The sequence below is a fragment of the Brenneria sp. hezel4-2-4 genome (assembly GCF_013155275.1).
GTDB lineage: Bacteria > Pseudomonadota > Gammaproteobacteria > Enterobacterales > Enterobacteriaceae > Brenneria.
On the sequence record NZ_JABJXS010000006.1, the window covers coordinates 19897 to 35563 of the forward strand.

At 54.4% G+C, this 15667-nt stretch carries 14 protein-coding genes; 8 read left to right on the top strand and 6 right to left on the bottom strand.

Annotated elements, in window-relative coordinates; translation table 11 throughout:
* Nucleotides 1–266: 266 nt before the first annotated feature.
* Nucleotides 267–1883, top strand: a complete 1617-nt coding sequence (locus HOY33_RS13190) for a methyl-accepting chemotaxis protein (RefSeq protein ID WP_172290683.1) — start codon at nt 267–269, stop codon at nt 1881–1883.
* 49 nt (nt 1884–1932) lie between these two features.
* Here HOY33_RS13190 and HOY33_RS13195 read toward each other — a convergent pair whose 3' ends face one another.
* Nucleotides 1933–2790 carry an alpha/beta hydrolase-fold protein gene (locus tag HOY33_RS13195; protein ID WP_172290852.1) on the bottom strand — a complete coding sequence of 286 codons (858 nt, stop codon included), beginning with the start codon at nt 2788–2790 and terminating at the stop codon, nt 1933–1935.
* Nucleotides 2791–2950: 160 nt separating this feature from the next.
* Nucleotides 2951–5224 (bottom strand): TonB-dependent siderophore receptor, encoded by a 2274-nt coding sequence (locus tag HOY33_RS13200; protein ID WP_172290684.1) that lies wholly within the window; start codon nt 5222–5224, stop codon nt 2951–2953.
* A 102-nt stretch (nt 5225–5326) separates the two neighbouring features.
* Between HOY33_RS13200 and HOY33_RS13205 the strand changes: the two genes are divergently transcribed.
* The 7 genes from HOY33_RS13205 (at nt 5327) to HOY33_RS13235 (ending at nt 11675) form a co-directional block, all read left to right on the top strand.
* Nucleotides 5327–5593, top strand: coding sequence for a hypothetical protein (locus tag HOY33_RS13205; RefSeq protein ID WP_216660509.1), 267 nt, complete (start codon nt 5327–5329; stop codon nt 5591–5593).
* Nucleotides 5594–5602: 9 nt separating this feature from the next.
* A complete protein-coding gene (locus tag HOY33_RS13210) occupies nt 5603–6589 on the top strand; it encodes an AraC family transcriptional regulator (RefSeq protein ID WP_172290686.1) in 987 nt (328 codons plus the stop codon).
* A 119-nt stretch (nt 6590–6708) separates the two neighbouring features.
* Complete coding sequence (locus HOY33_RS13215) at nt 6709–8040, top strand: MmgE/PrpD family protein (protein WP_172290687.1); 1332 nt, start codon at nt 6709–6711, stop codon at nt 8038–8040.
* 115 nt (nt 8041–8155) lie between these two features.
* A complete protein-coding gene (locus HOY33_RS13220; RefSeq protein WP_172290688.1) occupies nt 8156–8308 on the top strand; it encodes a hypothetical protein in 153 nt (50 codons plus the stop codon).
* Nucleotides 8305–9576 (top strand): nucleoside permease, encoded by a 1272-nt coding sequence (locus HOY33_RS13225; RefSeq protein ID WP_172290689.1) that lies wholly within the window; start codon nt 8305–8307, stop codon nt 9574–9576. The genes HOY33_RS13220 and HOY33_RS13225 overlap by 4 nt, the downstream gene beginning before the upstream one ends.
* Nucleotides 9577–9676: 100 nt before the next feature.
* Entirely contained in the window at nt 9677–10702 is a 1026-nt protein-coding gene (locus HOY33_RS13230; protein ID WP_172290690.1) for an ADP-ribosylglycohydrolase family protein, read from the top strand.
* On the top strand, nt 10689–11675 hold the full coding sequence (locus HOY33_RS13235; RefSeq protein WP_172290691.1) for a PfkB family carbohydrate kinase: 987 nt from the start codon (nt 10689–10691) through the stop codon (nt 11673–11675). The genes HOY33_RS13230 and HOY33_RS13235 overlap by 14 nt, the downstream gene beginning before the upstream one ends.
* 48 nt (nt 11676–11723) lie before the next feature.
* On the opposite strand, the gene HOY33_RS13240 is transcribed toward HOY33_RS13235, so the two are convergent.
* The 4 genes from HOY33_RS13240 to lpdA form a co-directional block, all read right to left on the bottom strand.
* Nucleotides 11724–12467: a GntR family transcriptional regulator gene (locus HOY33_RS13240; RefSeq protein ID WP_172290692.1), complete on the bottom strand. Its 744-nt coding sequence runs from the start codon at nt 12465–12467 to the stop codon at nt 11724–11726.
* A gap of 117 nt (nt 12468–12584) precedes the next feature.
* Nucleotides 12585–13769: a dienelactone hydrolase family protein gene (locus HOY33_RS13245; protein WP_172290693.1), complete on the bottom strand. Its 1185-nt coding sequence runs from the start codon at nt 13767–13769 to the stop codon at nt 12585–12587.
* Nucleotides 13693–14022, bottom strand: a complete 330-nt coding sequence (locus HOY33_RS13250; RefSeq protein WP_172290694.1) for a hypothetical protein — start codon at nt 14020–14022, stop codon at nt 13693–13695. The genes HOY33_RS13245 and HOY33_RS13250 overlap by 77 nt, the downstream gene beginning before the upstream one ends.
* A 134-nt stretch (nt 14023–14156) precedes the next feature.
* Entirely contained in the window at nt 14157–15581 is a 1425-nt protein-coding gene (gene lpdA, locus HOY33_RS13255) for a dihydrolipoyl dehydrogenase (protein WP_172290695.1), read from the bottom strand.
* Nucleotides 15582–15667 lie beyond the last annotated feature (86 nt).

Sequence of the window (15667 nt, forward strand, 5' to 3'; positions counted from 1 at the left end):
AATAGCAACATTAAAACGCAGTTAACCCACAGCTAACGTTTCTATCCAATAGCGGCCAACGCCGGAAGATTAACATGTTAGCGGCAAAATCGACCACAGATTATGATCCCGCCGCGGTTAAGGATAGCGCCGCCCCCCCGTCTCCGTCTGACGCCTCCCCGCGGCTATCTTTATGAGATCCATAATAAATCAATATGCAAGCAACCCTCAGGATTGCCGATAGGCTATTAATAGTTAGGATGATCTTGATGCCATCTGGAGTCGCTATGTCTTTTTTGCGGAATATTACAATCAGGAAAGTGTTGTTGACGATTCTAAGTCTTTTCCTGCTGTTATGGGGTGGAGTTTCGTGGTTTACGCTGTCCTCGCTCAATCAGGCGACCAACGTCCTTACGCTCGGTAATACACAAATAGAGGGATTGAATACCCTAACGGATGGCAACAACCAGGCGCTGCGTGCGGCGATCCGGCTCAATCAGGCGATGACGTTGATGCAAAGCGGGAAACTGGACGATATCGATACGACCATCTCGTCCGCCGTCGATGCGCTGCAAAGCAGCCGGGATAATCTGGAAAAATTCAAAAATCAGCCGCATCCGCAGATCGATCGACCCACTGTCGATAATGTGATTACTACCTGGAGTCAGCTTATTGATCGCGGATTACAACCGATGCTGACCGCCTTGCAAGAGAAAAGATTCGCCGAGTATCGCCGCCTGTTCCGCGATGAATTCCAAACGTTGAATGAGACATCCATAACAGCATTAAATCATTACCAAACGCTATCGGCGGATAACCCTACGCTGCAACAAATATATACGCTGGTTGACTGGTGCAAAAGGATCCTGATTGCCGCCATGGCGGCGGGCGCGATCATTTTACTGCTGACCGACCGCTATCTGGCGGGCTATGTGGTAAAACCGCTAACCATCATCAAAGCGCACTTTCGAACCCTGGCGGCGGGAAAGCTCGATCATTCACTGGATGAGTTCGGCCGTAACGACGCCGGTCAGTTGATCCCTTATCTGAAGGAAATGCAGGAAAGCCTGAAAGCAACGGTGATAGCCATTCGCAGCAGTGCGGATTCTATCTATCAGGGAACGGCGGAGATCAGCGCCGGCAACAACGATCTCTCTTCACGTACCGAACAGCAGGCGGCGGCGCTGCAACAGACAGCCGCCAGCATGGAGCAGTTGGGCACCACGGTAAAACATAACACCGATAATGTTCATCAGGCCACCAGGCTGTCGGAAAAAGCGGCGACGGTCGCCAGGCAGGGTTGGGAGATGGGGCGTGAGGTCGGTGCGATCATGGACAGCATTGCGGCCAGTTCGCGTAAAATCAACGAGATCACCGGAATGATCAACAGTATCGCCTTCCAGACCAATATCCTGGCCCTGAACGCCGCGGTCGAAGCCGCGCGCGCCGGCGAGCAGGGACGCGGCTTTGCCGTCGTGGCGGGCGAAGTTCGTAATCTGGCGCAGAAAAGCGCCCAGGCGGCCAAAGAAATTGAAGTGCTGATTGCAGAATCGGTCGATCACGTTGATGCAGGCTCCAGACAGGTGGTTCGCACCAGCGAAGTCATGGATGGCGTTATTGCCTCCATCGGTCAGGTTAACGATCTGATGGAGGAAATCGCCTCAGCCTCCGATGAGCAAAGCCAGGGGATCAGTCAGGTGAGTCAGGCCGTGACGGAAATGGACAGCGTCACCCAACAGAATGCGGCGCTGGTGGAACAGTCGGCGGCGGCGGCAACCTCGCTGGAAGAGCAGGCTCGCCAACTCACCCAGGCCGTCGCCATTTTTCAACTGGCCCAGGATCAGGACATCGCCGCAACGTTTTCCGCCGAACCGCCGGTGCCGCAACTGGCGGCGGCATTCTGAGCTGCGAATAACAACCGGAACCTATTTTAAAACGCCAGACCGGGTGGTCTTATCGCCCGGCTCCGGCAGGAACCTGCCGGAAATGGCTACGCAACGCCTGCTGTAAGGCGAACAGCGGCACCGACTGATGCGACTGTTGCGGATAGATATCCAGCGTAACCTGCAAATTCGGCGCCCGGTTTTGCAACAGCCACGCCAGTTCCCGAACGCCGTCGACCATCCGCCGCTGATTACGATGTTGCCGCAGCGTCAGACGCTGTTCGTCGGGCAAATCCAATTCCCACGGCTCCAGAGACTGTTCATATTCCCCCACCGACAGGGCCAAACCGGCTGTTTGCGGCTGGGCGCGCGCAAGAAACCGTTCGGCCTGCCGGATAAGATACCCCCCATTCCACCAGACTGACGGACTGGCGGCATAAAAATGCTGAAAAGCATCGGCGGAGGAAAACAGCGTATCGACGGTAAATAAACCGCCGTAGGAATGACCAAATAATGCCGCGCGCTGACTATCGACCGGATACAACCGCGCGACAAATGGCTTGAGTTCATGCTGAATAAAGCGCCGAAATCCGGCGGCATTCCCCGCCATGCCGGACGGATAATACCCGCCCTGTGGGTTGGCTTCCGGCACAATGCGCTCAACCGCGGGACGATAGTCCCGTTCACGCCGGGTAGGGCCGTCGTAATCCAGCGCCACAATAACCCCCGGCGCCATACCGCAGCGCGGATGGGCCAACGCCTCCATCAATGACACCGCGACCGGGAAATAGCGGGCGCCATCCAAAATATAGATAATCGGCCAGCCCTGCGGCGGCGGCGCGATGGCGGGGCAAAAGGACATAATGCGGTAACGCCCGCAGGTTGCCGAATCAAACCTTTCATCACGAGTATTGCGTAACTGATACACCCATCCTCCCTTACTCAGAACCTGCTCCCAAAGCGATCCGTCATGCCAAATAAAAAATCCGGTGAAGGAAACCCGCACCGGAAACAATAGCGTAATAACGCCTTGCCTGTAGGTCTTTTCCAACCGACGCCGATACGCAGCGCCGGTTGCCCGTCACCGCTTAAAAGCGGGTATTCAGACTGACAAAAAAGGTTCTGCCCGGCTCGTTGTAGGTGGCGGCGCCGGCGCCGTACATATACGACTCGACCCCGGCTCTGGTATTGCCCGTAGTTTGAGCATTCCCCTCACGATACAAACGCTTATCGAATAGATTATCCACCCCCACCGTGACGCTGGCATACTTATTCACGTCATAAGTACCGCTCAAACCGAAAATGGCATACGGGCTGACTTCATTCGTTCCGCTATCGGTCACCCGGTTGCCTTGATAATCATATTTTTTCGGTTTCTGACGTCCGTACCAGGTCAAATCCGCCAGGAAGGAAAGATCTTCCGTTGCCTGCCAGTTGACCGATGAATTCAGGGTGAATTCAGGCGTAATCGACAAATATTCGCCGGTTTCTTTATTCTCGCTTTCAAGCATATAGGTAATGTTGTTATTCCAACTGACCGTTTCACTGACGGGAATATTCAATGTCCCCTCCAGTCCCTGCACGACGGCCTTCGGTATATTATCCCACTGGAAAATCCGGGTATCGCTCGCCGTCGTGCCTATCACCGAGGTTCCCGCCTCGATTTTATTACGGTAATCATTACGGAAATAGGTCACGCCGGCCTGAAATCCGTCGCGATGAAATTCAATGCCGATTTCTTTGTTAATACTGGTTTCGGCCTTCAAATCCTCGTTGCCTAACAGATAACAAGGCGTTCTGGTGCCGCTGCATCCCTGACCATTGCTGTAGAGCAAATAATCGCTGTTAAGCTGGTAAAGGTTTGGCGCTTTATAAGCACGGGCTATCCCCATTTTCAGCGTAAAGTCTTCACCCAGTTCCTGGGACAAATTCAGCGACGGACTCCAGTTCGTTCCGGCCATACTATGATGATCCAAACGCAGCGCCGGCGTCAGCATGGTGCTGGGCGTCAGTTCCAGGTTATCCTCCACGAATACCGAGGCAATGCGCGCCGATATGCGGTCACTGCGCGTACCGGTGGCATAACCGTCGATCGCGCCGCCGGAAAGCGCCTGTGATGTCGAAACAGGATCTTTCATTTTTTGCTCTGTCCACTCAACGCCAACGGTGGCGGTCTGATTGAACAGCGCTTCAAACGGGATATTGACCTCGCTATGCGCCGTTACGCTGTCCAGTTTGACGGTGCCATAAGTATCCGCAGCAGAAAATATCCCTTCCGTCCCCCCCGCCAGTCCTTCGGTTATCCGGGTATTCTGGGTACGTTCATATTGCAGATATGACATCGAATTGACGCCGCTGTCCCAGTAACCGCGATGGGTAACGGCAAAGTTCTGACGGTACATACGGTTGGTTTCACGGCCATAATTGCTGATGACATAGGCGTTGCTGTTGGTATTCTGCGTATCGCCGGCATAGATATTGCCCTGACGGCTCGCTCCCGCCTCAAACTCCAGAGATTGCTGCCGGGTGATATCCCAGCGCAGCAGACCGTTAATATCTTTATTGCGCACCCCTTCCCGTCCGGCAGCCAGCGTATCGGCATACGATCCCGTCCGTTCCGACTGGTGGCCTTGATTGATATCCCTGGCATCGGCCTGCGTTTTATTGATATTACCGTACAGGCGGAAACTCAGGTTATCGGTCAGGCCGCCCATCAGGCTGAAGTCGGTACGTTTGGTCGCCCCTTCGGACTTATGCTCCGGCATATTCAGGTAGGTATTCCAGCTACCGTGCAATTCTTGTGCGGGCTGTTTGGTAATAATGTTAATCACCCCGCCCGCCGCGCCGTTGCCGTAACGCGCCGCCGCCGGCCCGCGCAACACTTCGATACGCTCCACCAAATCAGATGGCACCCAGTTGGTATCGCCGCGGCTGTCACGCTCGCCGCGCCAGCCGTAACGCACGGCATTGCGGCTGGAAACCGGTTTGCCATCCACCAGAATCAGCGTATTTTCCGGCCCCATACCGCGAATATCAATCTGACGATTATTCCCACGCTGGCCGCTGGAGGAATTACCGGAAAGATTTACCCCGGGCATGGTACGAATAATTTCCGACAGATCGTTGGCCGGTGGACGTTTGCTGATATCCTCTGCGGTGATCACCGACACGCCCGGCGCCTGTCGGGTTTGCTCGGCGGCGGTCACCACCATCGTATCCGAGACGTCTGACGTAGCGTTCGTCTGAGTTTGCTGGGTCGTGGCTGGATCGGCCGCCGTCGTGTCGGCCCAGGTAAGGAAAGGGGCCGTCGAACAACTCAGTCCGATAAGGGTCGCCAGATAGTGACGTGGTGGTAGTCTCATTATTAAAATCGCCCTGTAGAATCGTAATTTGAAAAACGCGAAAGCTGACTGGCTCAGGCACGGACAGGCTTCATTGATTACCGTAAACGGCCTCCATACGTTGTGGAGAAAAAACCTGTGTATTATCGGGCGGTTATCGGACAGGCGTACCTTATTGAGGATGTGCCTGCCTGTTCCGATCCTGGCCCGGGCGGACAGACCTGCCCATCCGCGTTTTACCGGCCGTCAGCGAAAAATGCTATTGAGAAGTATTTGCATTACCAATTCGGCGCAGTCATTGTTACATTTGTTTTTCAGGACTGGGTTTGTGCAAACGGCAAATTGCTTTGCGAAAGCGGCAAAATGATCGGCGATAACCAGACAAAATAAGGGGAAATGATGCAGAATCCTATTCCATCGCTAAAATCCATTTATAAAAATCACATCGTCGAGCAGTCCAGTCTGGTCTCAAATAACTATCGTTTGCTGGGATCGAAATTGATCGACGATACGCCGGTACTGTTTGGCAGTTTCGATGTGATACGACTGAACCGCGATCTGATTCTGCATACGGCTGATGTGATCAATCTGCACAATATGAAAACGCAGAGCATTCTGAATGGCGCGGTAAAACTGGCTATCGTGGTAAACGGTATCGCGCATATTACCTATGATGAAAAGCGGTTGCATTTGGGCAATCATCAGCCGGCTTCGCTAATTTCACTGACCGAACCCACATCCTTTAGCCGCAACGGTAAACGGGATGAATACGAGCGCACCGTTTCGCTGACCTTTAGCCGGGAATGGCTGTACGGCAATTTACTGGACACCGTCAGCGACTGGCAGGCGATTTATGACTTCACGCAAACCCATCTTGCCACGCACTTATGGATCCCCTCGCGTCAGGCGTTGGCCATTGCCTGGCAGATCCTGAATGCGGGGCCTTGCCATACCCCTCTGCAACGTCTGTATCTGGAAACGCAGTGTATGTCGCTGATAATAGAAGCATTCAGCTCGCTTACCAGCCATGCGTTACAGGGTGCGATCCCACCCGGCGTCACCCTGCGCAATCATCACCGCGTCCATCAGGTGAGGGATATGCTGGAAAGCGGCGCCGCCGACCAGCTATCGATGAGCGACATCGCCAAAAACGTCAATATGAGTGAAAGCACGCTGCAACGGCATTTTCGCCAGACATTCAACATGACGGTATTTGAATACCTGCGTAATTGTCGTTTACAACGCGCCATGCTGGCATTGCAAAAAGACGGAATCGGCATTCCGCAGGCCGCCAGTATCGCCGGCTATAACAGCCCGGCCAACTTTGCCACCGCCATGCGCCGCGCATTCGGTATTACGCCGGGGCAGCTTAAAGATCGTTTCTGATCCAGCGACCTCAACGTCACATATAACCAAAATAGATAACTCATTCCATTTAGTTATTAATAACCCATCAACAGAGCGCAGTAGATTAGAACAACGTTACCGATGACTTTCTGCCGTTTATGACTAATCACACCGATTTAACCGTCGCGCTCGCTCATGCGATTACACACAGTTTGCCAGACCAGGCGGCCATTGATGCGGCGCGTCTTGGGGTCACCGATTTCATTGCCACCGCGCTGCCGATCACCCAGGGGGCTATCGCCGACAGCGGTCTGACGCCGTTAAAGCAGGTTTTCAGCGCCACAGACAGCCTGACGAACAGCCTGATATTGGGTTATGTCGGTCATGCGCTGGACTTTGATGATTATCACCCGGCATTTCGTGGTCATCCCAGCACGGTGATTTTGCCTGCGTTGTTCGCACTGGCGGCGGAAAACCCACAGATAACGGAAAAGGCGTTTTTGACAGCCTATGTCATCGGCGTGGAAGTTGCGGGCAGAAGCGGTCTGGCAAGCGGATCGCGGCACTACAGCCTCGGCTACCACACCACGGCCACGCTGGGCGCCATTGCCGCCGCCGCGGCAGCAGCGCGTCTGTCCGGGGCATCGGTTGAACAGACGCAAACGATTCTCGGTCTGGCCGCCACGCAGGCGGCGGGCTTGCGCGCGCAGTTTGGTTCGGCGGTAAAACCGCTACATGCCGGGCTGGCGGCCAGAGCGGGCCTCACCGCCGTTAAACTCGGATTGGCTGGTTTTAACGGGAATACGCAACAGGTTCTGGACGCGTTTCTGGCCGCGCACGGCGATCAAAAGCAGCAGCCCGAATTGCTGATCCAATCCTGGGGAGCCCCCTGGCGGATCCTATCCCCGGGTCTGGAATTCAAACGTTATCCGACCTGCGGCGGAACGCACAGCGCAGCGGAAGCCGCTTTCGCCCTACGGGAACAATGGGCTGAACAACATGACGCGAACGCCTCGCTCGCTGACAGTATCGAAAGCATCACCGTTACTTTCCCGCCCGGCGGCGATATCGCCCCCTTTATCTGTAGAGCCGCCACCGGCGTCGAAGCCCGTTTCAGTCTGGAATATGTGATTGCCGCTGCTCTACTGGAAGGCGAACTGCAACTGACGCGCTTTGCGGAAGGGCCGGTCGATCCGAAAATCGCCTCGCTGGCCGACAAAGTTCAACGGATCGCCGACGAAACCGCACCGCCGGACGAGCTGGATCCCGATGCCCGTTTTCATGAGGTCACCCTCTTCCTGCGCGACGGCGCCATGCTGACAAGCCGCGTCACCCGACAGGAAACCGCCGCAAAACCGACCGACCTTGGCGCGAAGCTAAAACAGAACATCAACGCCCTGCCGCATCTGGACGCTGAACAGATTCTGGCGCGCTGCCAATTGAATACCTCCGGCGATCTGGGCGTACTCCTGCGGCTGCTGCTGCCATAAGAAAAAATCATTTTCTATCAGTTCATTAACTATAAGCCACTACGCCAATTAGCCTTTCCTCATTTCCCTATTCCGCGCCCTGCTCTCCTTAAACGAAAGACGGTTTAAGGAGGGTATGCGCATCAATAAACGCGGCAAAACGTTACCCAGGTCAAATAATGAACGCAAAGGTATTGAAAAGGTATTATCCAGTGATACCGTCACGCTTGTTGCAAAGGTTTTATCCCGCTCGATACCCTACACACTGGTGAAGGAAGGCAATCAATGAATAAAACAAAATCCAAACTCTCATTCATGATGTTTCTTGAATGGTTTATCTGGGGAGCATGGTTTGTTCCTCTTTGGCCTTTTCTACACAATAATGGTTTTACCCCGACACAAATCGCCTGGTGCTATGCCTGTACTTCTATCGCCGCCATTTTATCGCCGATTCTGGTGGGTTCTCTGACAGACCGTTTCTTTGCCGCCCAAAAGATGCTGGCGGGGTTGATGATTGTCGGCGCAGCGTTGATGTATCTGGTCGCCCAGCAAACCCAGTTCAGTACCTTCTTCCCGCTGCTACTGTTGTACTCCCTCACCTACATGCCGACCATCGCGCTGACCAACAGCATTTCATTTTCCAATGTGCCTGATGTGGAACGGGATTTTCCCCGCATCCGGGTGATGGGAACCATCGGTTGGATCGTTTCCGGCATAGCCTGCGGTTTCCTGCCTCCCATGCTGGGTTTCGGCGATATTTCCGCCACCAAATTCCCGCTGGAGTTGGCCGCCGCCAGTTCTTTGCTGCTCGGCCTCTTCGCCTTTATCCTGCCGCATACCGAACCAAAAGGAACGGGTAAACTGAGCCTTAAAGTGATGCTGGGTCTGGATGCGTTGGTGCTATTGAAAGACCGTAATTTCCTGGTGTTTTTTATTTGCTCGTTCATGTTCAGTATGCCGCTGGCGTTTTACTACATCTTTGCCAATGGCTTTCTGAGCGAGGTCGGTATGACCAATGCGACCGGATGGATGACGCTGGGTCAGTTTTCGGAAATCTTCTTTATGCTGGCGTTGCCGTTTTTCACCAAGCGCTTTGGCATCAAGAAAGTGCTGATACTCGGTCTGGTCACCGCCGCTATCCGCTATGTTTTCTTCGTTTACGGCGGAGCGGAACATCTGTTCACCTACGCGCTGCTATTTATGGGGATTCTGTTGCATGGCGTCAGCTACGATTTTTATTTTGTTACCGCCTACGTTTATGTGGATAAAAAAGCGCCGATACAGATGCGCAACGCCGCGCAGGGACTGATCACGCTGGGGTGTCAGGGTATCGGCAGCCTGCTTGGCTACCGTTTGGGGGGCTGGTTGATGGAAAAACTGTTCGCATATCCCGAGCCGCAAAACGGCCTGACGTTTAACTGGTCGGGAATGTGGGCTTTCGGCGGCGTGACCATCGCCATCATCACGGTGATTTTCCTGATTCTGTTCCGTGAGTCCGATCGGGAAATCAACGCCATAAAAATCCATAACAACCGCTCATCTTCCGCCTCGTCATAAACGCGGGAGCGGGTATTCATTTCAGGGTTAACGCCGACGCCATGCTTTCTTCACCACCGGGAAGGCGTGGCCGTTCGGCCCACAATATAAGGATGATGTCATGTCATACAGTAAAGAAAGCCGGATTGCAGGCGCGTTATACGGACAAATATTAGGCGACGCCATGGGCATGCCGTCCGAATTGTGGCCGCGTTCGCGCGTCAAGGCGCATTTTGGCTGGATCGATCGCTTCCTCCCCGGGCCGGCGGAAAATAGCGCCGCCTGTTACTTCAAGGCGGCGGAGTTTACCGATGATACGTCGATGGCCATCGCTCTGGCTGATGCCATTATTGAATGCGAAGGACAGATCGACGCAGACGTTATTGGCCGGCATATCCTTGATTGGGTCATACGCTTTGACGCCTTCAATAAAAACATACTGGGCCCGACCTCAAAGATTGCGCTGCGCGCCATTGAACAAGGTCAGGATATCGCCTCGCTGGAAAACAACGGCGTCACCAATGGCGCGGCAATGCGGGTTTCTCCGCTAGGTTGCCTGCTGCCGCCTCGTTCTCTGGGCGATTTTATCGCCGAGGTCGAGCGGGCCTCCAGCCCGACCCACAAATCCGATGTCGCCATCGCGGGCGCCACCGCGATCGCCTGGGCGATATCCAAAGCCATTGACGGCGCCAGTTGGTCATCGATCGGCGATCAGTTGCCCGCCATCGCCAAATTTGCTCAGGAGAAGCATGTCACCACCTTTAGCGCTTCCATCGCCGCGCGTATCGAACTGGCGCTACAGATTGCGAGAAACAACCATGGCGTGGAACAAACGATGGAGCAGATTTATCAGCTGATAGGCGCAGGCACCTCAACCATCGAGTCCGTCCCTGCGGCGATTGCCATGGTGGAACTGGCGCAGACGGATGCCAATCGTTGTGCGATTTTGTGCGCCAATCTGGGAGGCGATACCGATACCATTGGCGCGATGGCAACCGCCATCTGCGGCGCGCTCAACGGCGTAGAGAGTCTTGACCCGGCGCTGAAACAGCAATTGGACGACGCAAACCGGATTGATGTCGGTCGTTATAGCCATGAACTGCTGCGCCTACGCTTGCTCAGAGAGGCAGACTATGCCGACAAATAATCTTCTTCAGCACCTGCATACGCTGAAAAATCAGCGTCAGATTTGTGTCATCGGCGCCGCGGTCATTGATGTCATCGCCGATGCCTATTCGCTGCCGCACCGTGGCAGCGACATCGAACTTCATCAGCAAGGGGTGAATATTGGCGGCTGCGCCCTGAATATCGCCGTCACGCTGAAACAACTGGGAATGTCATCGCTTAACGCGCTGCCTGTCGGGCAGGGGATCTGGGCCGATATTATTCGCCACGCGCTGAAAGAAAAAGATATCAACAGCGTGATACAAACCGAAAAAGGCGATAATGGCTGGTGCCTGGCGCTGATAGAGCCAGACGGCGAACGCACGTTTCTGTCGGTGAGCGGCGTCGAAAATCAATGGACGACGGATATGCTGTCGCAACTGACGATAGATCCACACGCCCTGGTCTATCTGTCCGGTTATCAGCTAACCAGCGCATGCGGCGATGTGCTGATTCGCTGGCTGGAGACATTGCCGCACAGCACCACGCTGTTTATCGATTTCGGCCCGCGGATTGCCGATATCGCGCCAGACCGGCTGGCGCGAGTGCTCGCCCGCAACCCGATAATATCGCTGAACCGCGAAGAGGCCGGCCATTTACTCAAAACCGACTCTGACGCCGAGCTGACCGCTCAGGAAGTCGAAATTCTGGTCGCAAACTGGAGTCAGCGCCATCGCTGTCCGCTGATCGTCCGACTGGATAAAGAAGGCGCCTACTATCGCCATGCGCAACAGGCCGGCTGGGTTTCTCCCGTTCAGGCTCAAGTCGTTGACACCATCGGCGCGGGCGACAGTCACGCCGGCGGCGTGCTCGCCGGGCTGGCCTCCGGCTGGTCGCTGCAACAGGCGGTTATGCTGGGCAATGCCGTCGCGTCGTTTGTGGTGAGCCATCGCGGCGGCGACTGCGCCCCGTCGCGCCGGCAGCTCAGCGAATATTTACAGGCCCGGGAAACATAAAAATATTTTATAGCCTGCCGCCAATTGCCTGCCCCCGGATAATTGGCGCTATTCTTCAGACACAAACACATAGGTATCAGCACGGCAATAGCTGATACTGTACTCAATAGGAATGTTGCGCCGATCAAAAGCAAGCTGTTTCACCACGAGTACGGCCGCGCCGCTGTTCAATTTCAGCGATTCGTGCATGGACTTATCCGCAAGCTGAGCCGACACCCAACTACGCGTGCGCACCGGACTCCGGTTCTGACTGCGAAAATAAGCGTACAGCGACAGGGTAATGTCATCCACATCATGGATAAATGCCACCGGCACATAGGACTCGGCGATGGACAACGGCTCATCATCAATATAGCGAATGCGTTTTAAGCAGAAAACTTCACTGCCTACCGGCAGCTTAAGCCGTTTGGCAATCTCCTCACGACAGTTCACCACCGATTTGCACAGCCATTCCGTACCCGGTTTTTTCCCCTGCTGCTGAACCTGTTGAGTAAATCCCTGAGCTTCCTTGAGATAATATTCCATTTGATCGCTGATATAGGTGCCATAGCCGCGCGTTCGAATAACAACCTGCAACGACTCCAGCTCAGACAACGCCTTACGCACCGTAATACGCGAGATCCCAAGCCATTCGCTCAGTTCGCGTTCGCTGGGTAAAAAATCCCCCTGGCGAATTTCGCCCGCTTGTAACGCCTGCTGTACCGTTTGTACAAATCGAACATACAACGGAGATTTATTCGGCAACGCCAAACTCTCGCGTAGCCGTTCCATCAATATGGCGTCACTCTCCATTTAACCCCACCCGAACAGTAAAATTACGTTCAAATATCATCACGTTTTCCGTTTTATCGATCGGTTACACCCTCCATAAAACCTAATACCATCCGGTGTTTCAATAAACCATAGGCATCACTTTATTTTTTGATGTCCATCGGGTATCAGCCAGCGATCCAGCCAGAGAAAAACCGCTTCCTGCTGTTGCTGATAGAAAACGTGCCCCAGTTCCGGCCAGATTCGGGTTTCCAGTTGGCTGCCCGCCCGCTGCGACTGCCAGACCCGGTGCATTTTCGCATACGCGTCCGTCACCGAGCGGCCAGGAAACAAAGCGTCTTTGCCGCCGTTGAACAACAACATCGGCTTCGGCGCCGCAAGGCTGGCCACATCCGGGAAATCCATACGTGCCGGCAAACCGGGATGCAGCATGTAAAACGCCGACTGCCCGCGCAGCACGTTATTGCCCGGCGTCATCAAGCCCTCATAAGTCCCAATCCAGGAAACCGCCGCTGTGGCGGCGATACGATCGGATAGCGCCGCCAACTGCCAGGCCCGGTAAGCCCCCATCGAAAAACCGACGGCGCCAATGCGACGCGCATCGACCTGCTGGAGCGAGGCTAAAAAGTCCGTCGCCCGCATATCTTCATAGGCCATCAACCCTGCCAGCGAGCGCCCCAAATTAAAGAAGTTGCTGGCCAGCGCCTGCTGCTGCTCATAGTTGATGGGGCCGCGTTCGCCCCATCCCAGCGCATCGACCGCCAGCACCACGTAACCCCGTTTCGCCAGTTCATCGCCCACAAAACGCCCGCTGAAAAACTTGTCGGCCCAGGCCTGCGCTGAAGCCGACTGCTCATCGTTCCCCCACGGCTTGATCATCTTCTCTTTGCCGATATCAAATTTCGATCCGTGATCGTGCAGCAGAACCACCGCGGAATGCGGCCCTGGCGTTTTGGGCGTCAGCAACAGCCCGTTGACGCGGCTTTCATCCGTCAGATTAAACGCCACTTTCTCCGCGACGTAGTCTCCACGATCCTGTTGCGCCAGGGTTTTCGGGGCAAAATCCTTACTGGCCTCCGGCGTCAATAGCAGCCTATGCAACGTCTGCCGCGCCGCCGATTTCCACAGAGTAAAATCGGCATAGTTACCGGAAAGCCAGGAATCGGGATAGGTCATCTGCTGTTTAAGCTGGGGATAAAACGAGGGCAGTCCTTCATCCGTGACCGCCGGCGTATGAGTGTTCATATCATTGGCCATAAGCGAGGTACTGGACAATAACGCCGCCAGCAACCAGACAGGAAAACGTAGGATAGTCATTTTCATAAATAATCTCAAAAATAAAACATCGTTTCTTTTTTGAAACTTGATTGTAAATGACGCGGATAAAAATAGAGCGAGGAAAGTACAATTTTGCGAAGCCGGTAGTAAAAAAACGTCGGGAGCGTTTTTTAACGTTGCGCAGCAACGGCCCGAAGGGAGGCGGGCAGGGATAGCCCGCCATAAAAAAACGTCGGGAACGTTTTTTAACGTTGCGCAGCAACGGCCCGAAGGGAGGCGGGCAGGGATAGCCCGCCATAAAAAAACGTCGGGAACGTTTTTTAACGTTGCGCAGCGACGGCCCGAAGGGAGGCGGGCAAAACGCCCGGCCATAAAAAATCCGGCCTCTTACGAGACCGGATCAGCAATGATTAACCACCAGCTAAAACGAAATTATTTCTTTTTCGCTTTCGGGTTCGGCAGATCGGTGATGCTGCCTTCATAAATTTCAGCCGCCAGACCGACAGACTCATGCAGCGTCGGGTGAGCATGGATGGTCAACGCGATATCTTCCGCATCGCAACCCATCTCGATCGCCAGACCGATTTCGCCTAACAGTTCGCCCCCGTTAGTCCCGACAATCGCGCCGCCGATAACCCGGTGCGTTTCTTTGTCGAAAATCAGTTTGGTCATACCGTCCGAACAATCGGAAGCGATGGCGCGGCCGGACGCCGCCCACGGGAACGTAGCCGTTTCATAGCTGATGCCTTTCTCTTTCGCTTCTTTCTCGGTCAGACCAACCCAGGCGACTTCCGGCTCGGTGTAAGCAATTGAAGGAATGACTTTCGGATCGAAGTAATGTTTTTTGCCGGCGATAACTTCCGCGGCCACGTGACCTTCATGAACGCCTTTATGCGCCAGCATCGGCTGCCCGACGATGTCGCCGATTGCATAAATGTGCGGCACGTTGGTGCGCATTTGCTTATCCACGCGGATAAAACCGCGATCGTCAACCTCAACCCCGGCCTGACCGGCATCCAGCTGTTTGCCGTTCGGCACACGTCCGATGGCCACCAGCACCGCATCATAACGCTGTGGTTCAGCCGGCGCTTTTTTGCCTTCCATCGTGACGTAGATACCGTCTTTTTTAGCTTCTACCGCGGTCACTTTGGTTTCCAGCATTAGCGTGAACTGCTTGCTGATACGTTTAGTGAACACTTTGACGATGTCTTTATCGGCAGCCGGGATCACCTGATCGAACATTTCGACCACGTCGATCTGAGAACCCAGAGCATGATACACGGTGCCCATTTCCAGACCGATAATGCCGCCGCCCATAATCAACAGGCGTTCCGGTACGTCTTTCAGCTCCAGCGCAGCGGTGGAATCCCATACGCGCGGATCATCATGCGGAATAAACGGCAGTTGGATCGGACGGGAACCCGCCGCGATAATCGCGTTTTCAAAATTGATTGTCGTCTTGCCGTTTTCACCGTCAACCACCAGCGTGTTGGCGCCGGTGAATTTGCCCAGGCCGTTAACCACTTTAACCTTACGGGCCTTCGCCATACCGGACAGGCCGCCGGTCAGTTGGTTAATCACTTTTTCTTTCCACAGGCGAATTTTATCAATGTCGGTTTTAGGTTCGCCGAATACGATGCCGTGTTCCGCCAGCGCTTTGGCCTCTTCAATCACTTTGGCAACGTGCAATAATGCTTTGGAAGGGATACAGCCAACGTTCAGACACACGCCACCCAGCGTGGCATAGCGCTCAACCAGTACGGTTTCCAGGCCTAAATCCGCGCAACGGAAGGCAGCAGAATACCCTGCGGGGCCGGCACCAAGTACCACCACCTGAGCTTTAATTTCAGTACTCATCATGACCTCTTAATTAATTTCCGGCGGGTCTGTGACGTCATTGTTATTGAGTCTTAACGCCCTCTTCCACCGGGACGTGTCCTTGT

Coding starts and splice junctions, on each gene's coding strand:
- HOY33_RS13245 (WP_172290693.1), bottom strand. CDS start 13,769: ATGAAAATGACTATCCTACGTTTTCCTGTCTGGTTGCTGGCGGCGTTA.
- HOY33_RS13235 (WP_172290691.1), top strand. CDS start 10,689: ATGCCGACAAATAATCTTCTTCAGCACCTGCATACGCTGAAAAATCAG.
- HOY33_RS13200 (WP_172290684.1), bottom strand. CDS start 5,224: ATGAGACTACCACCACGTCACTATCTGGCGACCCTTATCGGACTGAGT.
- HOY33_RS13225 (WP_172290689.1), top strand. CDS start 8,305: ATGAATAAAACAAAATCCAAACTCTCATTCATGATGTTTCTTGAATGG.
- lpdA (WP_172290695.1), bottom strand. CDS start 15,581: ATGAGTACTGAAATTAAAGCTCAGGTGGTGGTACTTGGTGCCGGCCCC.
- HOY33_RS13230 (WP_172290690.1), top strand. CDS start 9,677: ATGTCATACAGTAAAGAAAGCCGGATTGCAGGCGCGTTATACGGACAA.
- HOY33_RS13240 (WP_172290692.1), bottom strand. CDS start 12,467: ATGGAGAGTGACGCCATATTGATGGAACGGCTACGCGAGAGTTTGGCG.
- HOY33_RS13220 (WP_172290688.1), top strand. CDS start 8,156: ATGCGCATCAATAAACGCGGCAAAACGTTACCCAGGTCAAATAATGAA.
- HOY33_RS13190 (WP_172290683.1), top strand. CDS start 267: ATGTCTTTTTTGCGGAATATTACAATCAGGAAAGTGTTGTTGACGATT.
- HOY33_RS13215 (WP_172290687.1), top strand. CDS start 6,709: ATGACTAATCACACCGATTTAACCGTCGCGCTCGCTCATGCGATTACA.
- HOY33_RS13210 (WP_172290686.1), top strand. CDS start 5,603: ATGCAGAATCCTATTCCATCGCTAAAATCCATTTATAAAAATCACATC.
- HOY33_RS13250 (WP_172290694.1), bottom strand. CDS start 14,022: ATGGCGGGCTATCCCTGCCCGCCTCCCTTCGGGCCGTTGCTGCGCAAC.